We start from the raw sequence: 17,434 nt of genomic DNA, 5'->3' as shown, positions 1-17,434 counted from the left end.
TCAAAAATAGTCGAAGTAAAACAAAACCGAATAACTGCTTGCTATATATGATTATTGTGATTGGTGCAGCTTGCTTAAAAATGGTAAATTAGTGGGATCTTGAAGTATGAGATCGTATCTCCAATAACTTCGTTCATTAAAAAATTTCTTTCTATGAAAGCACTCTTAAAACTTACCTTTGGATTATTCACTTTAAGCCTACTTTCTGGCTGTGGTGAAGAGATTGACCACAACGAAATTCGTCAGAACGGATTCGTATTTTGTGGCCAAGGTAACCCTAGTACCTTTAATCCACAACTGATCGACAGTGGCATCACTGCCGATGCACTTAGCCCACAGATATTTGATACTCTGCTTCAGCTTGATCCTGAAACACTTCAACCTACGCCAAACATCGCAACCAGTTGGACAACCAATGACGATGGCACTGAGTATACGTTTACCTTACGTAATAATGTTTGGTTCCAAACAACAGATTGGTTTACTCCTACTCGTGCTATGAATGCCAATGATGTGGTATTCAGTTTTCGACGTATTATTGATCCTAACCACCCTTTTCACCTTGTTGGTCAGAGTGCGTATCCTTGGTTCACTAGTCTTGATTTCCAAAATCTTCTTGTTGATGTACAAGCGCTCGATGAACACACGGTTAAATTTACGCTAAGCCGTGCTGATAATTCATTTTTATCCAATATCTCGACCAGCCATTCCGTTATTCTTTCCGCCGAATATGGGCGTGAATTGGCTGCAAAAGATGAGAAAAACCAGATAGATTCGCACCCAATTGGAAGTGGGCCATTCTATTTAGATGAGTACCAAGTCAATGATTTGATCCGTCTTAAAAAGCACGATAATTATTGGCGTGGTGAGGTAAAAATGGATCAAGTGGTGTTTGACATCTCCCATAGAGGCACAGGAACTCTCGCCAAATTACTGCGTAAAGAGTGCGATGTTTTAAGCTCGCCGATTTCAAGCCAGATCCCTATTATCCAAAAGCAAGCGGATTTAGAGTTGACCGCAAAGCCCGCAATGAATGTCTCTTTTATAGCGTTAAATACCACTCATGAAGCATTGAATGATCCTCGCGTAAGAAAAGCGTTAAATCTGGCTATCAACCGTCAAAATATTTTAGATTCAGTGTATTACGGAACAGGTAGCAAGGCATACACTCTACTGCCACCGAACTCTTGGGCTTACCAAAAAGATACCGTCCAAATTCGCCACGATAAGAATTATGCACTGGCGTTACTGCGAGAAGCGGGGGTTGACTCTGGCCTTGAACTCTCAATGTGGGTTCCTCTAGAACCGAGAGCATACAACCCTAGCCCACGTAAGACGTCCGAGTTGATACAGGCTAATTTTGCCGATATTGGCATTAAGCTTAATCTGTTAACGGATGATCGTTTTAATCGAACAGAATTAACCAACATTTCGGATTTCGACTTGCTTTTAACTGGCTGGATTGGTGACACGGGTGATCCTGATAACTTTTTACGCCCTCTTCTTTCATGCGGCTCGGAACGTGCTGGGCTGAATGTTTCAATGTGGTGTAATTCTGATTTTGACTTTTTACTCGATCTAGCTTTAGAGGCAAATGAACAGCGTTATCGCTTTAATCTATATAAACAGGCTCAAAATATTTTGAATGAAGAATTCCCAGTCATTCCTCTCGCTCACGGTGTTCAATTCCAAGTGCATGATAAATCGTTATCTGGCTTTCGCGTCAATCCTTTTAACGTTCAACCATTTGATTTAGTAGAGAGGAGCGAATAGATGTTTTGGTATACGGTTCGTAGGCTTAATCTCTTTATCATTACTTTAGCAATATTAACCATCGTGGGTTATTCACTCCTTCGTCTAGATACAACGTCTCACTGGGCGCTACAAGAATTTTGGCTAGGTTGGTTCTCCTACATTCAAGAACTCATCCAACTCAACTTTGGCGTGAATAAAAGCGGTGTTTTAATCAGCACGGAATTAGCGGTTGTTTTCCCTGCAACTCTGGAATTATGCTTAGTCGCCTTTATTCTTTCACTGTTTGTGGGTATTCCACTTGGGACGTTAGCAGGAATGCGTCAAGGCAAGTGGATTGATACCGCAATCTCATTCACCTCTATGTCTGGTTACTCTGCGCCTATTTTTTGGGTTGCCCTACTCATGATCATGGTTTTTTCTCTTCACTTTGAAATGTTTCCTGTCGCTGGGCGTTACGATTTACTTTACGAAATTGACCATGTTACAGGTTTCGCCATCATCGATGCATTCATGGCAAAAGGTAATTACCGTGCTCATGCCTTGCAAAGTGTTTTAGAGCATATGATTTTGCCTTGCTTGGTTTTGGCATTAGCGCCGACAACGCAAGTTATTCGTCTTATGCGCGCATCGGTCGCGGAAGTGATGACTCAAAACTATATTCGAGCCGCACGTATCAAAGGTCTAACAAGCCACGAAATCGTTACTCAACATGTACTCAGAAACGCCATTCCACCAATCATTCCTAAATTTGGTGTGCAGCTATCAAGTATGCTGACGCTGGCGATTATTACTGAATCCATTTTTAATTGGCCCGGAATTGGTCGTTGGCTGCTTGATGCTTTATCCAATCAAGATTATGTCTCTATTCAGGCGGGCGTGATCGTCGTGGCAACTCTAGTTCTCACTGCAAATATTCTGTCAGATCTTGTGGGTGCGATGATCAACCCTCTAGTAAGGAAAGAGTGGTATGCTAACAAGTAGTGTTTATCAAGAAGAACAGATTCCAACGCAATTTGAGCGTTTTTGGCGCAGCTACAAAGCCAACAGTTTGGCGATGTTTGGTCTATGGTGCCTGCTATTTTTAATCTTAGTCACTCTTTTATCTCCTTGGCTAGCCCCTCATGATGCACAAGCTCAAACGGGGGAATTGCTCATTCCACCATCTTGGAACCCTGCTGGAACCGTTGAATATTTTCTAGGTACAGACGATCTAGGGCGAGATATTTTGTCGCGACTGATCATCGGTTCTCAGCTTACATTTGGCGCAGCTATCATCATTACCACCATTGCCGGAGTCATTGGCTGCATTGTTGGTGTATTTGCCGGTATGACTAAAGGGTTACTTTCAAGTACGCTCAATCACCTACTTGATACCGTGATGTCTATACCGTCTCTGTTACTTGCGATTATTTTTGTAGCTTTCCTTGGTTTTGGTGAGTTCAACATTCTGCTTGCGATAGGTTTAGCTCTTGTTCCGCGGTTTATTCGCTCAATCTATATTGCTGTACATAACGAAGTTGAAAAAGATTACATCATGGCAGCCCGACTCGACGGTGCAAACGACTTTTACCTATTGTGGAACTCCATTTTACCTAACGTATTAACTGTCATCGCCGCCGAAAGTACGTTGGCACTTTCCATCGCAATTTTAGACATTACCGCTCTAGGGTTCTTAGGTTTAGGCGCTCAAGCCCCAAGCACAGAATGGGGGGCAATTTTAGGTGACTCTGTTGAACTCATCTACCTTGCACCTTGGACTGTCACGCTTCCAGGCCTTGCGATCATGTTTGCGGTTATTATCATTAACTTAGTTGGTGAAGGTGTCCGACAAGCTCTTAATGCAGGAATCGAATAATGCCATTACTAGATATTCGACATTTAACGATCGAAATTGAAACGCCTCAAGGAACCGTTAAGGCGGTTGACCGCATGAGTTTAACCTTGAATGAAGGTGAAATTCGTGGGCTTGTGGGAGAATCAGGTTCAGGAAAAAGCTTAGTCGCAAAAGCCATTGTTGGTGTATGTAAAGATAATTGGAAAGTGACGGCTGACCGCATGCGCATGGGCAGTATTGATCTATTGCAACTCACCCCAAGAGAGCGTCGAAGAGTCATTTCACGAGATATTGCGATGATATTCCAAGAGCCCTCAACATGCCTAGACCCTTCCGAAGAAGTTGGCAAGCAATTGATCGAATCGATCCCTTCAAAGTCATTTGATGGCAAATGGTGGGAGCGTTTCAAATGGCGTAAAAAGCAAGCCATTGCACTGCTGCATAAAGTGGGCATAAAAGAACATACTCGAATTATGGGCAGCTACCCATATGAATTGACGGATGGTGAGTGTCAGAAAATCATGATTGCGATGGCGATTGCAACCAAGCCAAAATTATTGATTGCTGATGAGCCAACCAACGACTTAGATCCAATCACTCAATCTCAGATTTTGCGTTTGCTGAGCCGTATGAACCAAATTAATAACACAACGATTGTTCTTATTGGCCATGATTTAACGACCATCACCCAATGGGCCAACCGCATTACGGTTATGTATTGTGGGCAATCGGTTGAGTCTGCCGATACAAGAAAAATCCTTGATGTACCGAAACATCCTTATACGGTTGCTTTACTTAAGGCAATGCCCGATTTTGGAGAGTGGATCCCACACAAAGAGAAACTTCAATCTCTTCCTGGTTCAATACCACCCCTTCAGCACTTGCCTATTGGTTGTCGACTCGGGCCTCGTTGTCCATACGCACAAAGACAATGTGTTGAAATCCCTTATGCAAGACGAATCAAAAATCATAAGTTCAGTTGCCACTTCCCACTCAACATGGATAAAAAATCATGAGTGCATTACTTGAAGTTGACGGTCTTTCAAAAGATTTCGTAACGCGTTCAGGCCTATTTCGAAAGAAAATACATCAGGCTGTTAAACCCGTAAGTTTTAGCTTAGAAGCGGGTCAAACGATTGGTTTTATCGGTCAAAATGGCTCAGGTAAATCGACAATTGCAAGAATGCTTTCGGGAATGATTGAACCAACCTCAGGCGAAATTCGTGTCAATGGCGAAAAGTTAGAACACAAAGATTATTCAACGCGCTGCAAGCTTATACGAATGATCTTCCAAGATCCGAATACTTCGTTGAACCCAAGAATCCAAATTGGTCGAATTCTTGAAGGGCCTCTGAAGCGAAATACCAATATGCCTCCTGAAGCGAGAATGCGCCGCGTAAAAGACACGTTGCTAAGAGTTGGTCTACTGCCAGAGCATGCTTATTTCTATCCGCAAATGCTCGCAACAGGCCAGAAGCAGAGAGTATGCTTGGCAAGAGCGTTAATCCTTCAACCTTCCATTATTGTTGCAGATGAAGCTCTTAATGGTTTGGACATGGCGATGCGTTCGCAGATCATTAACCTATTTCTTGAACTTCAAGAAGAGATGGGCGTCTCTTTTATTTATGTCTCTCAACATATTGGGATCGTGAAACATATTACCGACCAAATTATGGTAATGGATAAAGGTGAAGTGGTTGAATCTGGTGACACTCACGAGGTATTGACCAACCCAAGCCACCAAATTACCCAACGTTTGGTTGAAAGCCATTTCTATAAAGCGCCAAATCATTAGCGCCAAAATCTCTGTATTAAGATCTAGGTTTAGGTTATCAACAGTAAAAACCCCTGTTAGCTTGCCAACAGGGGTTTATCAGTTAATGAATACTTTCTATAGGTATCGGAAAGTTACCGTTCAGTAAGCCTATTCAAATACCTCAATTTCATTCACTTCAATATTTTTGCTATCCGTTCGGAATTTAACGTAGTAGACGTTTGCCAATGGCGCAGCAAAGTTATAAACAAACACTTGTTCATCCCCTTCTTGCACTACCATTGGTTCAGATTGCCAAATCAAATTATGGCTTTCATCGTACGCACTAACTACGGCACCATTCATTCTGTGCTTGTAGCGCTCTCTCTCTACACCATGTACGACAATTGATCTTACCGCTGTTTCTTTTGTCAGATCAATCGTTAGCTCTTGATTTTGATTCCTACTAGAGATAAATCGTGTCGATGTATCACCATCCACTGAATTCACTACAGGGCTATGACTACGGGCAGTCGTTGCACTTACTGGCTTATTTAGCGCCACATTGGTAAGTGTCCGCTCACCAAACTGAGTATATTTACCTTGGCGTTGGAAATCAGATAACTCCGTTTTTGGGGCACCTTCTGGGTGATATTTAACATCTTGGTTAAATGGAAGTGTTTTCAAGTACTCCAAGCCTTTCCCTTCATTATGGGCTTCAACATACTTCCTAAATAATTCAATATAGTTCGAATCTATATCCATTGTTTTGTTTGGATATGGTAGCTCTATATTGTGATGCCCCCATATACCACCCCATTCTATTGGCTGCCATGAGTTATTAAATGGAGCGGCTGAATTCGGTCGTTTATCTTTTCTATTGGACTCCCAAAGCAAATTACGTTCAATGATATTGTCTTCATTGATTAACATTTTCCCATCTTTAATAAAGCCAGCTAAGAAAATTTTGGTTAGTGGGTTTATACCCCAATCACTGTATTCGTTGCAGAAGTTATCATAGTGACCACCACCGATTGTATGACCCGCTTCGTGTGAGTAGATCTCCATGCCGTGATTAAATATTGTTGTGTTTGTCCCATTTTGATCGGGTAAGCCATACCATTTTTTTGCGTCATAATGTTCAGAAGCTCGTTCATCATACAAGAAATGTCCATTAAAAAAGCCTCTTGCTGCACTGACACCTAGCGTGGCACCGCCTCCCCAGCCTCCGCCGCCAGTTTCTGTATAGTTATAATACCGTGAACGCAGCGTGTTCAAACGCCATTCTTTTGTATCATTTGAATAGAATTTGCCATAGTCATGATCATAACGAGAAAAAGCCTCGTCATAGTATTCTCGCCCTTTCTCGCTTAACTCGGCATAATCAGTTTCAGTATTCCATTTATATGCAGGGTTAGCCGCTTTCACATTTAAGAATGGGGTATCCATCCATGCTTGCTCAAATTCTTCTGAACCTACAATTTTCGACCAATTAATAATAGCCCCAAGCATATATCTCATCGCATTGGGCGTTTCTGGACGCCATTTAACACTAGAAGTTAATTTGAAGTCCTCCTGATGAAATAATCGAGATCTAAATTTAAATGAGATAGTCGATAAGTTAGGACGAGCATTTTGCTGATCTTTATCTTGTGGAATGTAGTCATACGTAGCATCAATAAAATCATCTGCTGTTAGCGTGACCAACTCTTCAGTGCCTGTTATTTGGTACTCTAAGAATCCAGAATGAATAGGGTGTGTAAAACGGAGTTCTGAAATCGCAGGCAATGAAGAGACATTTAAAAGATCAACGGTAGTACCATTGGCCAGTTTTGCAACATACACCATATTAGTGAACACAAGTGGCGCATCATTGAACAGAGTTAGATAGTCATCTGTTGCTGTAATTCTTAGTACATTTGAAGGATAAAAGGTTTTGCTAGTAAAGTGGTTTAGTCTGTCATTATCACGCAACCATACGTCATGAATATAGTTTTCAGGCTGGTCAATCGTCATCACATCTTGTGCGTAAGTGGCATTCGCAATAAGGGTGCAACTGGTCAGCCCTATTGTCATGATCAAGTTTTTTGACCATCTTTCAATTTGGCGGGGATTTTTCTTCATATTATTATTCCTGCTGTAAAAAGTAGCTTAAGATCAATACTGAGTTGAACTTCAATCTGATGCTTCACAGTGATATTAGCGGCAATAATAATAGGCGATGAAAATATGTTTACAGAATGGAATTAGGATCTAACTTATTGATTTTAATTTATTTTATTAAATACCACTAATGATATAAAACTTAATTAACGCAATGTAGTCCAATAAATAGAGACGCATCTCCACCTATTGGATCTAAACAATCGACAACAATAATATCTTGTTTTGACTCATGTTTAACTAGCGACGTGACGCTTGTTTTTTAAGTTCAAAATCAAATTCATCAGGGAATAAAATTACCCCTTCTTCTTTTTCATTTGGAAAAACAACAACAGCCAGTTCGTCATCTTCTAATCCGACGGTCCAGCGACTGTGCCATTTGTTAAGTGAAATAGCTTCTGCTTTACAAGCTTCCCATTCACCAGTGGCCCACGCTTGAGCGAATTCTTGATTTGGCCATACTGGCACACAATCTTCTTCTTCTGTATTTAGCATCACACAACCGTGCTCATCCGTTAGAATCCAAACTTCACGGTTTGCAACGATCTCTTTAACACAGTATTTAAAACGCTTTTCTTCGTCGTATTTATTAATGGCATCAATTTGTGAAGCATCTAAAGACTTTGACATAACGAGTTCTCGATTGAAGATTTAAAAAATAAAAGGGCTGACGATTACGCCAACCCCTTTCTAATCACTAATAGTAGTTTGTAATTAAACTAGCTCACCTTGAAGCCAAGGCCAGCCTTGCTTTTTACGGCTAAGAGTATTTTCCATCATTAGCATGCCGTTAACTTCGTGCTTCACTAATTTTTCAGCCCACTCACCTTTGTAGATAAGTCGAGTTTGAGCCGTGGTGATATCCGTCAGCATCACAGCAGCAAAAGCCAATTTGTCTTCTTCGCAACGACGAACAAGGTCAGCTTCAAGCGCTTCAATCATACCGTCTACTTGCTCAAGTGTTGCAAGCTCAACTTGACCAACGACAACGTCACGGCCGTTAAACGGGTAACCTTTTAAATCTTTCTCTACCAATTCAGCCGCTGAAAGGCCTTCGATGTTTGTTTTCGCAATCAATAGATCTTTGATGAACGCATCAACATCTTGAACGTCTGCAATTTCTGCAAGTTCAGCAACCGCATCTTTATCTTTTTGCGTGCATGTTGGAGACGCAAAGCCTACTGTGTCAGAAAGAATCGCAGACATCATTAATTTTGCAATTTGTTGAGAAATAGCATGTCCTTCAATTTTGAACATATTGAATAGAACGGTGTTAGTACAACCTACAGGCCAGATCCAAGCTTCCATTGGGTTTACCGTCATCACATCGCCTAAACGGTGGTGATCGACAATACCTAGGATTTCTGCGTCAGCCACATCATCCGGTGCTTGAGCAAGATCTGAATAATCGACTAACCAGATTTTTTCACCCGCCACTGAAGTACGAAGCTCAGGAGACGTCGCTCCAGCCACTTCAAGAATGTGCTGTGTTTCACGGTTGATTTCACCCTGACGGATTGGTTGCGCTTCAAGACCACGAGCTTTAAGCAGCTCTGTCGCTACTAGTGCACTACAAATACTATCGCTATCTGGGTTTTTATGACCAACAACTAGAATCATTTCTCTTCCTATCAATATCTATTTTTATAACCTACCTACAATGTAGATAAGCAAATTCTCACAATGGGCGATACTTTACCTGATTTTTTGGATCAGATCATGAGTTTGGGCGAATTAATCATGTAAAAAAATGTTCAAAAAACAAACAGAGAATCTCTTAAGATCCATCTTATTAATCGGTTGATTGCCGAAACATACTTATTCTCACTAATAAGTGTAGGGCTGTTTCTCCAAATTTGACAATTACTATTGATAATCATTCTCATTCGTATATAGTGATTACAGTCTCATTTGAATTGGTCAGTATTATGGAATTACTAAAGCATCTATCATCAACAAGACTGTTTTCCGTCTCTCAGTTTAAAATCTCTCATAAGCGATTGATTCTGCCCATTGCCCTGATCACTTTACTCTCAGTTGAGAATACACGAGATATTACTGTTGCAACATTATCTGATGCTTTCTGGGCGGTCTCTTGCTATGTGGCATTGACTCTTGCTATTTATCACTACATTTCTCAATTTATCAGTAAAACCAATAAAATTACTAAACTATATCAAGGTTCTAGACACTATCAGGTTTTTTTCTCTGCGCTGCTAGGGGCGTTACCTGGGTGTGGTGGCGCTATTGTTGTCACCACTCAATTTGTCAGTGGTCGCGTAGGGTTTGGCGCTATTGTTGCGGTGTTAACCTCTACAATGGGAGATGCGGCATTTCTCTTGCTTGCTAGCCAACCTTCAACAGGGTTCGGCATTATTATATTAGGGGTGATTGTCGGAACCATTTCAGGTTTAGTCGTAAACCATTTTCACACCGATGATTTTTTACGTCCCGAACTCCAAAAGAAACTAAGCAGCACGCTGTCTACCTGCTCGAAAAAACTCAAGCCATCTCCACTGCAGCAAAGGGCAATTAACCTGCAAGGAGCATTTTGGAAATGGTTATTGGTTCCCGCGAGCATAATTGCGGTTTTAGGCTCATTTCAAGTTGATATCAACGCTCTGCTTTCTCTACCCAGCCTTTCAATCGAGTGGATTGGAGCCATGCTATCAGTGACAACAATGAGTCTTTGGGCTTTGACAGAAGAACTTCATGATTATGAGTCTACGGTATCGGAAGACAAAAAATGTATCACCTCCCACCCAATTCAAAAGGCTGCACAAGACACCAACTTTGTGAGTGCATGGGTGATTATCGCCTTCCTAGTTTTTGAATTAACGACGTACTTTACGCAAGTTGATCTTCATAGCGCATTTTCTGGTTGGGGAGCTTTTATGCCTCTAATCGGACTCGCGGTTGGAATGTTACCCGGATGTGGGCCTCAAATCTTAATTACTAGCATGTACATTTCAGGAGCAGTCCCCTTCTCCACCCAAATTGCTAATGCGATTTCAAATGATGGCGATGCGCTGTTTCCAGCGATAGCTCTCGCTCCAAAAGCAGCCATGGTCGCCACTCTATATTCCGCAATACCCGCTCTCATTGTTGGCTATGGATACTACTTTTTGTTCGAGATTTAAGGCCAACTCTGTTTTAGAAATTGGTTCAAAGTTCGAGATTCAATATCTAAAATTTCGTTCTTGCGATAAAAAAGCAGCCACTTTATATGGCTGCTTTTCGCTTTTTCAATATTAACTATTTCAACATTAATTATTTCCGATTCACTAAAGAACCGATAAGTAATAGGTCTCTAGGTCATCGTTACTCTGCCGTGACAATTGCCTGACTCGTCAACCCTGCGGGTAACGTAAATTGGAAAATCTGAGTCGGTTGCTCACTCAGTTTTTCACCTGTCCAATAGTGATACCAATGCACTGGATGATCAGAAGCCAATGTGAACTCTTTCTCATCACCATGATAGTTAAATAAGCAATGAAGATGATTATGCTCAGTTAAATTCAGTACGGCGTGATTTAATGATAATGAGGAGAACTCGGCCGCTTGCTGGCTATGTTTATGCCTTATTATCAGCTTACTCAACGAACGCTGAGCATAGGGAGTTAATTCTGGCAGTGGATCACCAGACAGAAGTAAACCACCACTTGCGAGGCAAACATCTCGATGAAAATTATAACTTTTGCGATCTGTCGTTTGGTTCGGTAAAGAGGTTAATGTGACGCAATCTGGATCTATCTGCCAGAGTTTGCGATGCTGCCAACTTCGATAAAAAGTCTCTTTCGCTATTTGTTCAAACCGATGAGGGTGTCGCTCTACATCATCAGAAACCCTCATTGCATCGACTAAACCTAACGATGGCCACATTGGTGCATTACAGCCCAGCAACCAAGCATCACCAGCCCCTTTAGCAATCGCTTCCATCCCCATTCGGTAAGCTTGAACACCTGTTACGCCGGGTTGATAACGCTTACCTTTCAACGTTCCCCAGTAGTTAGCATCAAGCTTGAATAATTCAACGCCCCACTCTTCACGCATCGTTTTTACGATATGAGTCAAATGTGCTTTCACTTCTGGATGAGAAGTATCCAAAATATACCAAGGTGTGCATCTCCAGCCACCATAAGTGACATCTTCAGCTTTCAGTAAGTTGCCTTGCTCATCTTTCACAAACCAGTTTGGATGATTACGGAAAACTTCAGATTCTGGCTGAGCAATAAAAGGCGCCATCCAGATCGCAGGTTTCTTTCCTTTTTCTTTAATACTTTGAATCAGCTCTTTTACACCATTAGTGAATTTGTCTGATGGCGTTAACCAATCCCCCATAAAGGCTTGGTAACCATCATCGAGCAACACCCACTCAAGATTATCTAAATCACCCTTCATATGCTCAACATTAAGCTGAATATTCTGTTCAGTGACCTCAGCGTAATAGGCATACCAAGAACACCACCCGACCGGCGCTTTCTGATTGACACCTAAACGCGGCTTATGGTGCTGCGCAATCAGTTCACCATATTCAGTGTACAGATCGGCTAAGGATGACCCAGTTAGGATGGTGATGGATTCAAGATTGTTATTTTCCCATGTTTGCGGTTGGCTGCCTTCACCATCGATACTGGCTATTATTTCCAGCCCATTTTCTCCCTCGATGATTTCAAAAAAACCAGCGAAACGTTGGCAACTTGTAAAACCAAACAGGGTATAGCCATTCGACTCTTCAAGAACCAAATAATTGTAATACCGCTTGGCTGCATTTTGAGGGTAGATTCGGTAACTGGCATCGTTATCAGGGCAACGACCAATATCAATCGGTTGGTCAACGGTACCACCAGTTTGAGCCAACATCTGAAATCCATCGCCAATAACTGTCGCACTGCGTTCAAAATTGCAGCTGGTCAGGATCAGGGGAAAATAGGTAGGTAGTGGTGAGTTATGAATTCCTATGTATTTAAACCAAATTTGTTTGTCTTCATGTCGACAATTGACAACAGACTGAATCGGCTCAAGTTCACGTGAGCAAGGTAACGTAATAATTTCTCTCATAGGTACACCAAATAGCGTAAACGCCCAAAATACAACTGCATATGCATGAATTAAGATTCGATTAGAGCATGTAAGATTGATCTTTGTCTAATTGAACAAATGCACTAAATACTAACTTGATCACGCTTTGAGTTAAGATTTGCCAAACTTCTAATGAGTATAAATCTAATGAGGATACTTGCCGATAATTTAGTCAATATGATGTCAAATATGTAGGGTCTTTATGCCTTCGAACTGAATATTTGGTATAAAAAAGCCACTTTGAAAAAGATCCAAAATGGCTAAATGTGTCTGCTGTCCGTGATGCTAGTTCACGTAAATACTGTTGGCTGCGATTATGCGCGGCTCATGTATTTGTGATCGGCAGTGTTAACTTTGATTTTATCGCCGTTCGCAATGTACTCAGGAACTTGTACTGTTAGACCTGTTGTTAGAGTCGCAGGTTTTGTGCGTGCACTTGCAGACGCGCCCTTGATTGAAGGGTCTGTTTCAACAATTAAAAGTTCAACTGCAGAAGGTAGTTCGATAGCTACAGGGCTATCGTTAACCATAAGCACCTGAAGACCTTGAACTTCTTCAGTGATGAATAAAAGCTCTTCTTCAATTGAATCTTTGTTGAAGTTGTATGGTGTGTAGTCTTCATTGTCCATGAACACGTATTCATCACCATCAATGTAAGAGAACGATACTTGGCGACGGCTAAAGTCAGCAAGATTAATCATCTCATCGGCTTTAAAGCTCTCATCAGCTTTTGCACCTGTTGTTACATCATAAAGGCGCATTCTGTAAAGGCTTGCACCCGCACGGCCACTTGGCGTTAACTTGTTGATTTCTTTAACAAGAAAAACTTTACCATTATGTTCGATTGCGGCGAACTTTTTAATATCACTTGCCTTTGGCATATCAAATAATCCTAAAAATGAATGTGGGACAAAATTACCATGATCTCAATTATTGACAAGCTTTTGCTGCATAAACTCACGCATATTTCGCGGAAAAAATACGGTTTTCGTCAACTTGACTAAAAATAGAACAATCACAGGTTCACTGACACTTTTACTTTTTGACACATAAACAAAAAGCCCGCCACGCTCTATTTATAGAGCTAGACGGACTTTCGCTTGTTACTTACTACTTATGACTTACTAATCGAGAACGGCTTATGCCACTTCGATTGGACCACCAAATGATGTTACTGGCGGTACTTTACCTTTGAATTTCTCAAAGTCTACGATACAAGTATTCGCAGATGTCGCTTGAGCAAGTTCAGATGAGCCTAAGTCTAGCGTCAGCGTATTTGGATCACCGTAAGTACAAATTGCACCTGGTTTCTCATTTAGAGGACCGTACCATGCACCCTCTTCAATACGAATCACACCACGAGGGAAAGACTCAGAAATTACCGCACCTGCCATCAACTGACCACGGTCGTTAAATACGCGAACTAAATCGCCATCTTTAATGCCTTTCGCTTTCGCATCAACTGGGTTGATGTAAACAGGCTCACGACCTTGTACAGAATACGTTGCACGGAAATCTTCTGATTCACACATTTGTGAGTGAAGACGTTTGTCTGGGTGACAAGATTGCAACCAGAATGGGTGCTTCTTAGAACCTGGACCACCGTGTGAACGTTCTGTTTTCTCGAACCACATTGGGTGGCCTTGACAGTGCTCATAACCCATACGATCGATAGTACGGCTTGAGATTTCGATGAAACCTGAAGGTGTACCTAGTGCATTAATCTCAGGATCTTGACGGAAATCAGCATGGCGAACCCAAGGTTTGCCTGTACCAAAGTCTAGTACGCCTTTTTCCCAGAACTCATCAAACTCAGGCATATCAAACTTACCTTTGTTTGCATCACGGCAATCAGAGTAAAGTGAACGTACCCACTCCATCTCATCCATTCCACGAGTGTACTCTTTATGACGACCAAAACGGCGAGATAGCTCTGTGAAGATCTCGAAGTCTGTACGAGATTGGAACAGAGGATCGACAAGCTTATGCATAGCTAATAGGCCACGACCAGAGTAAGAACCGTAAACATCAATATCGTTACGCTCAAATTGAGTACATGCTGGCAATACGATGTCAGAGAAGCGACATGTTGCTGTCCATGCAAAATCAACCGTCACAACCGTTTGAAGTTTTTGGAATGCTTGCTTCATACGGTTACGATCTTGGTGGTGATGCCAAGGGTTGTTACCTGAAATTACCATCATTTTGTAATCTGGCAGTTTCACTTTAGAGCCGTTGTAGCGGATCTCTTTTCCAGGTTCGAGTAGACAGTCGATCCAACGAGCAACAGGGATTGTTTTGCTGTAGCCGTTAAAATCGTTGTTATCCCACTTAGGTTTTTGACCTTGGTCCACGTTACGTGGGAAACCACCAGGAGCCGCAAAACCAGTAGAAGGAACACCGATACCTGAATAGTGGTGACCGTAAGAGATACCGCCGCCAGGTAGGCCAATTTGACCAACCATAGCCGCTACTACCGCACCTGCCCAATAAGGTTGCTCACCGTGCTCTTGACGTTGAATACACCAACCAAATAGCAATTGAGTACGACCGTTAACCAGCATGCGTGCAAATTCGCGGATCTTATCAGCATCAACACCACAGATTTCAGCCGCCCATTCTGGCGTTTTTTCAATCTTATCTTTGGTTTCGCCTTTCACGTAGGCGATGAAATCATCAAAACCTAAACAGTAAGTTTCAATAAATTTCTTATCGTAAAGATCTTCATTATAAAGAACATGCGCCACTGCCATCATGAACGCCACATCAGTTTGTGGGTTAATGTACATATGGTCGTTGTTCAAGTAACGCTGTGTTTTGTTTTTCACAGGGTCAACAGAAAGAACATTAATTTCGCCTTTCGCGACTTTATCTTTCAATTGCTCTAAGTAAGGGAATGCTTCGTGAGTCGCACAGTTCCAACCTACTTGTAGGTTTTTCACTGGATCGGTAGCCCAAAGAACAATGTTGTCACTGTTTTCTAGGATTTCAGACCAAGATGTACCTTGTGCGTATACTTCTGTAGAACCTAATACGTACGGCAGAATCGTTTGACCTGCGCCCGTAGAGTAATCCCCTACTTTAGTAATGAAGTTACCGTGCATACCCACTGAGCGTTGCATGTGGCTGGTACAGCTGTGGAACTGACCAGTTTGACGCCAACCAGTTTGACCAGCGTGCAGAGCCCAAGGACCGTAGTCTTTTTGAACGCGCTCTAGCTCACGGTAGAACAAATCTAACGCTTCATCCCAAGTCACACGTACGAAACGGTTGTTACCGCGAGTTTCGCCGCTGTATTTATGCTTCTTCAACCAATCGAGACGTACCATTGGGTAACGAACACGTGACGGGCTGTAAATGATGCCTTTGATACCATTCAACATTTCTGTCGGATGTGAATCAAGTTCTAGCGGTTTGATCTCTTGAACCTTACCAGCATAGATGTGAGCACGGAACGCGCCCCAGTGAGAACCTGAAACCTTCCACGTCCCTGTTGTTTCTGCTGCGTGTGCTGTTGATGCCAATAAGCTTGGACCAATAACAGATGCGGCACTTGTCGTCGCTACACCTTTAAGAAAACTTCTGCGTGTAATAGCCATGTTTTAATACTCCATCCAACGCTTATTAGTGGCCTTCAGAAAAATCTGAAGAGTGCTTCTGAAGATACTTCAAGACAAGAGCTTCGCTGTCTCTGTCGAAGTTTACGAACGCTAGCATGCCGTCAAACATACCTGGCCAACCGTTAGCAGTGAAGTGAGCTTCATCTGGCTGTGTGTGACATACAGAACAGTTCGTTTTGTAAGCTTGCTCTGCTTTTTCCCAGATAGGAGTAATATCACCTAGCATCGCTTCTTTCTTCATCCAAACTTTCGCAGTAACACGTTGCCATGGAAGACCAGTCATATCGTCTTCTTTTCTTTCGAATGTTTCTACAATTTCATCGCTAAGTGCCGCATCTTTTAGAAGAGAAGCAACCGCAATGTTCAGACCGAAGTCTTCTTGAATTACACGACCAAAGCCTTTCGCTTTACGCCAACCAGCAATCTCAACTTGGATCATGTCGCCTTTATCAGCAATCACTTTCACGTTTGATGCTGGGTTTAGAAGACCAGCTTCTACTGTCATCTCTGCATCTTCGTAAACAGGTAGGTGACGAACACTCACAATGTCTTTGCCTGTTGAGTAATCCGTATTTGACGCTAATGCTTCAAGCTCATTGATCATACCGCCTGAACTGTCCATATCTTTAGGAAGGTTGTGAGCAATACCTTTGTGACAATCAATACAGCTTTGGTCACGCTCTGCCGCATTCTTCATTTGAATACGAGCGGTAGGACGCATGTTTTCAAAATCCATAGAATCGTAGTTGTGACAGTTTTTACACTCTAGAGATTTGTTTGCAGAGAAACGATCCCATTCGTGTTTTGCTAATTCGATACGACGCTCTTCAAATTTTTCTGGCGTATCTAAATCGCCAAAAATCTGAGCAAATACTTCTTTAGAAGCTTGCATCTTACGAGCGATTTTAGAGGTCCATTCGTGAGGAACGTGACAGTCAGGACAAGTGGCACGAACACCAGATGTGTTTTTCCAGTGTACCGTCTCTTGTAGTTCTACATAAACGTTATCACGCATGGTGTGGCAACTTACACAGAACTCTTCTGTATTGGTTGCTTCAAGAGCAGTATTAAAACCACCCCAGAAGATCACGCCAGCAATGAAGCCGCCCATGGTCAGCACACCTAAGCTGATGTGCACAGCTGGACGAGTCATTGTCGTCCAAAGTTTAGAAATTAAGGATTTCATGATTTGCTCTCTTAAAAATTGGTTGCATTAAAAGGTCGGGC

Annotated in this window: 13 protein-coding genes; 6 read left to right on the top strand and 7 right to left on the bottom strand. The window is 42.0% G+C overall.

Features of this window, described 5'->3' with window-relative positions; genetic code table 11:
• Positions 1-153: 153 nt before the first annotated feature.
• From sapA to OCV39_RS04980, 5 genes are read left to right on the top strand one after another with little or no spacing between them, the layout of a single operon-like run.
• Complete coding sequence (gene sapA, locus OCV39_RS05000) at positions 154-1,773, top strand: ABC transporter substrate-binding protein SapA (RefSeq protein WP_261889141.1); 1,620 nt, start codon at positions 154-156, stop codon at positions 1,771-1,773.
• The gene (locus tag OCV39_RS04995; RefSeq protein ID WP_017054732.1) at positions 1,774-2,736 is read left to right on the top strand and encodes an ABC transporter permease; all 963 of its coding nucleotides are present in this window, start codon (positions 1,774-1,776) and stop codon (positions 2,734-2,736) included.
• Entirely contained in the window at positions 2,723-3,610 is an 888-nt protein-coding gene (gene sapC, locus OCV39_RS04990) for a putrescine export ABC transporter permease SapC (RefSeq protein ID WP_017054731.1), read from the top strand. The genes OCV39_RS04995 and sapC overlap by 14 nt, the downstream gene beginning before the upstream one ends.
• On the top strand, positions 3,610-4,605 hold the full coding sequence (locus tag OCV39_RS04985; RefSeq protein WP_017054730.1) for a peptide ABC transporter ATP-binding protein: 996 nt from the start codon (positions 3,610-3,612) through the stop codon (positions 4,603-4,605). Before sapC ends, OCV39_RS04985 begins: the two co-directional genes overlap by 1 nt.
• The gene (locus tag OCV39_RS04980; protein ID WP_017054729.1) at positions 4,602-5,384 is read left to right on the top strand and encodes a peptide ABC transporter ATP-binding protein; all 783 of its coding nucleotides are present in this window, start codon (positions 4,602-4,604) and stop codon (positions 5,382-5,384) included. The genes OCV39_RS04985 and OCV39_RS04980 overlap by 4 nt, the downstream gene beginning before the upstream one ends.
• 129 nt (positions 5,385-5,513) lie before the next feature.
• On the opposite strand, the gene OCV39_RS04975 is transcribed toward OCV39_RS04980, so the two are convergent.
• The 3 genes from OCV39_RS04975 to OCV39_RS04965 all read right to left on the bottom strand — a co-directional run bounded on the left by OCV39_RS04975 (position 5,514) and on the right by OCV39_RS04965 (position 9,125).
• Complete coding sequence (locus OCV39_RS04975; protein ID WP_261889140.1) at positions 5,514-7,466, bottom strand: hypothetical protein; 1,953 nt, start codon at positions 7,464-7,466, stop codon at positions 5,514-5,516.
• Between the two features lie 279 nt (positions 7,467-7,745).
• Positions 7,746-8,135 carry a DUF2750 domain-containing protein gene (locus OCV39_RS04970; protein WP_113795963.1) on the bottom strand — a complete coding sequence of 130 codons (390 nt, stop codon included), beginning with the start codon at positions 8,133-8,135 and terminating at the stop codon, positions 7,746-7,748.
• A gap of 84 nt (positions 8,136-8,219) precedes the next feature.
• The gene (locus OCV39_RS04965) at positions 8,220-9,125 is read right to left on the bottom strand and encodes a manganese-dependent inorganic pyrophosphatase (RefSeq protein WP_261889139.1); all 906 of its coding nucleotides are present in this window, start codon (positions 9,123-9,125) and stop codon (positions 8,220-8,222) included.
• A gap of 308 nt (positions 9,126-9,433) precedes the next feature.
• Here OCV39_RS04965 and OCV39_RS04960 point away from each other — a divergent pair, with 308 nt between their 5' ends.
• Positions 9,434-10,645 (top strand): putative manganese transporter, encoded by a 1,212-nt coding sequence (locus OCV39_RS04960; RefSeq protein WP_261889138.1) that lies wholly within the window; start codon positions 9,434-9,436, stop codon positions 10,643-10,645.
• Positions 10,646-10,826: 181 nt separating this feature from the next.
• Here OCV39_RS04960 and OCV39_RS04955 read toward each other — a convergent pair whose 3' ends face one another.
• The 4 genes from OCV39_RS04955 to torC all read right to left on the bottom strand — a co-directional run bounded on the left by OCV39_RS04955 (position 10,827) and on the right by torC (position 17,393).
• The gene (locus tag OCV39_RS04955; protein ID WP_261889137.1) at positions 10,827-12,566 is read right to left on the bottom strand and encodes a glycoside hydrolase family 36 protein; all 1,740 of its coding nucleotides are present in this window, start codon (positions 12,564-12,566) and stop codon (positions 10,827-10,829) included.
• Positions 12,567-12,901: 335 nt separating this feature from the next.
• Positions 12,902-13,468 carry an elongation factor P-like protein EfpL gene (gene efpL, locus OCV39_RS04950; protein WP_017054724.1) on the bottom strand — a complete coding sequence of 189 codons (567 nt, stop codon included), beginning with the start codon at positions 13,466-13,468 and terminating at the stop codon, positions 12,902-12,904.
• Positions 13,469-13,726: 258 nt separating this feature from the next.
• Positions 13,727-16,186 carry a trimethylamine-N-oxide reductase TorA gene (gene torA, locus OCV39_RS04945; protein WP_017054723.1) on the bottom strand — a complete coding sequence of 820 codons (2,460 nt, stop codon included), beginning with the start codon at positions 16,184-16,186 and terminating at the stop codon, positions 13,727-13,729.
• Positions 16,187-16,211: 25 nt separating this feature from the next.
• Positions 16,212-17,393 carry a pentaheme c-type cytochrome TorC gene (gene torC, locus OCV39_RS04940; protein WP_017054722.1) on the bottom strand — a complete coding sequence of 394 codons (1,182 nt, stop codon included), beginning with the start codon at positions 17,391-17,393 and terminating at the stop codon, positions 16,212-16,214.
• Between the last annotated feature and the right edge of the window lie 41 nt (positions 17,394-17,434).

This window comes from Vibrio cortegadensis (genome assembly GCF_024347395.1).
Lineage (GTDB): Bacteria > Pseudomonadota > Gammaproteobacteria > Enterobacterales > Vibrionaceae > Vibrio > Vibrio cortegadensis.
The sequence above is the reverse complement of the archived record's forward strand: the minus strand, read 5'-3'. Positions and strand labels throughout refer to the sequence as shown.

Bases quoted from the DNA above. Each gene is read 5' to 3' on its own strand.
- sapA (WP_261889141.1), top strand. From the start codon at position 154: ATGAAAGCACTCTTAAAACTTACCTTTGGATTATTCACTTTAAGCCTA.
- OCV39_RS04995 (WP_017054732.1), top strand. From the start codon at position 1,774: ATGTTTTGGTATACGGTTCGTAGGCTTAATCTCTTTATCATTACTTTA.
- sapC (WP_017054731.1), top strand. From the start codon at position 2,723: ATGCTAACAAGTAGTGTTTATCAAGAAGAACAGATTCCAACGCAATTT.
- OCV39_RS04985 (WP_017054730.1), top strand. From the start codon at position 3,610: ATGCCATTACTAGATATTCGACATTTAACGATCGAAATTGAAACGCCT.
- OCV39_RS04980 (WP_017054729.1), top strand. From the start codon at position 4,602: ATGAGTGCATTACTTGAAGTTGACGGTCTTTCAAAAGATTTCGTAACG.
- OCV39_RS04975 (WP_261889140.1), bottom strand. From the start codon at position 7,466: ATGAAGAAAAATCCCCGCCAAATTGAAAGATGGTCAAAAAACTTGATC.
- OCV39_RS04970 (WP_113795963.1), bottom strand. From the start codon at position 8,135: ATGTCAAAGTCTTTAGATGCTTCACAAATTGATGCCATTAATAAATAC.
- OCV39_RS04965 (WP_261889139.1), bottom strand. From the start codon at position 9,125: ATGATTCTAGTTGTTGGTCATAAAAACCCAGATAGCGATAGTATTTGT.
- OCV39_RS04960 (WP_261889138.1), top strand. From the start codon at position 9,434: ATGGAATTACTAAAGCATCTATCATCAACAAGACTGTTTTCCGTCTCT.
- OCV39_RS04955 (WP_261889137.1), bottom strand. From the start codon at position 12,566: ATGAGAGAAATTATTACGTTACCTTGCTCACGTGAACTTGAGCCGATT.
- efpL (WP_017054724.1), bottom strand. From the start codon at position 13,468: ATGCCAAAGGCAAGTGATATTAAAAAGTTCGCCGCAATCGAACATAAT.
- torA (WP_017054723.1), bottom strand. From the start codon at position 16,186: ATGGCTATTACACGCAGAAGTTTTCTTAAAGGTGTAGCGACGACAAGT.
- torC (WP_017054722.1), bottom strand. From the start codon at position 17,393: ATGAAATCCTTAATTTCTAAACTTTGGACGACAATGACTCGTCCAGCT.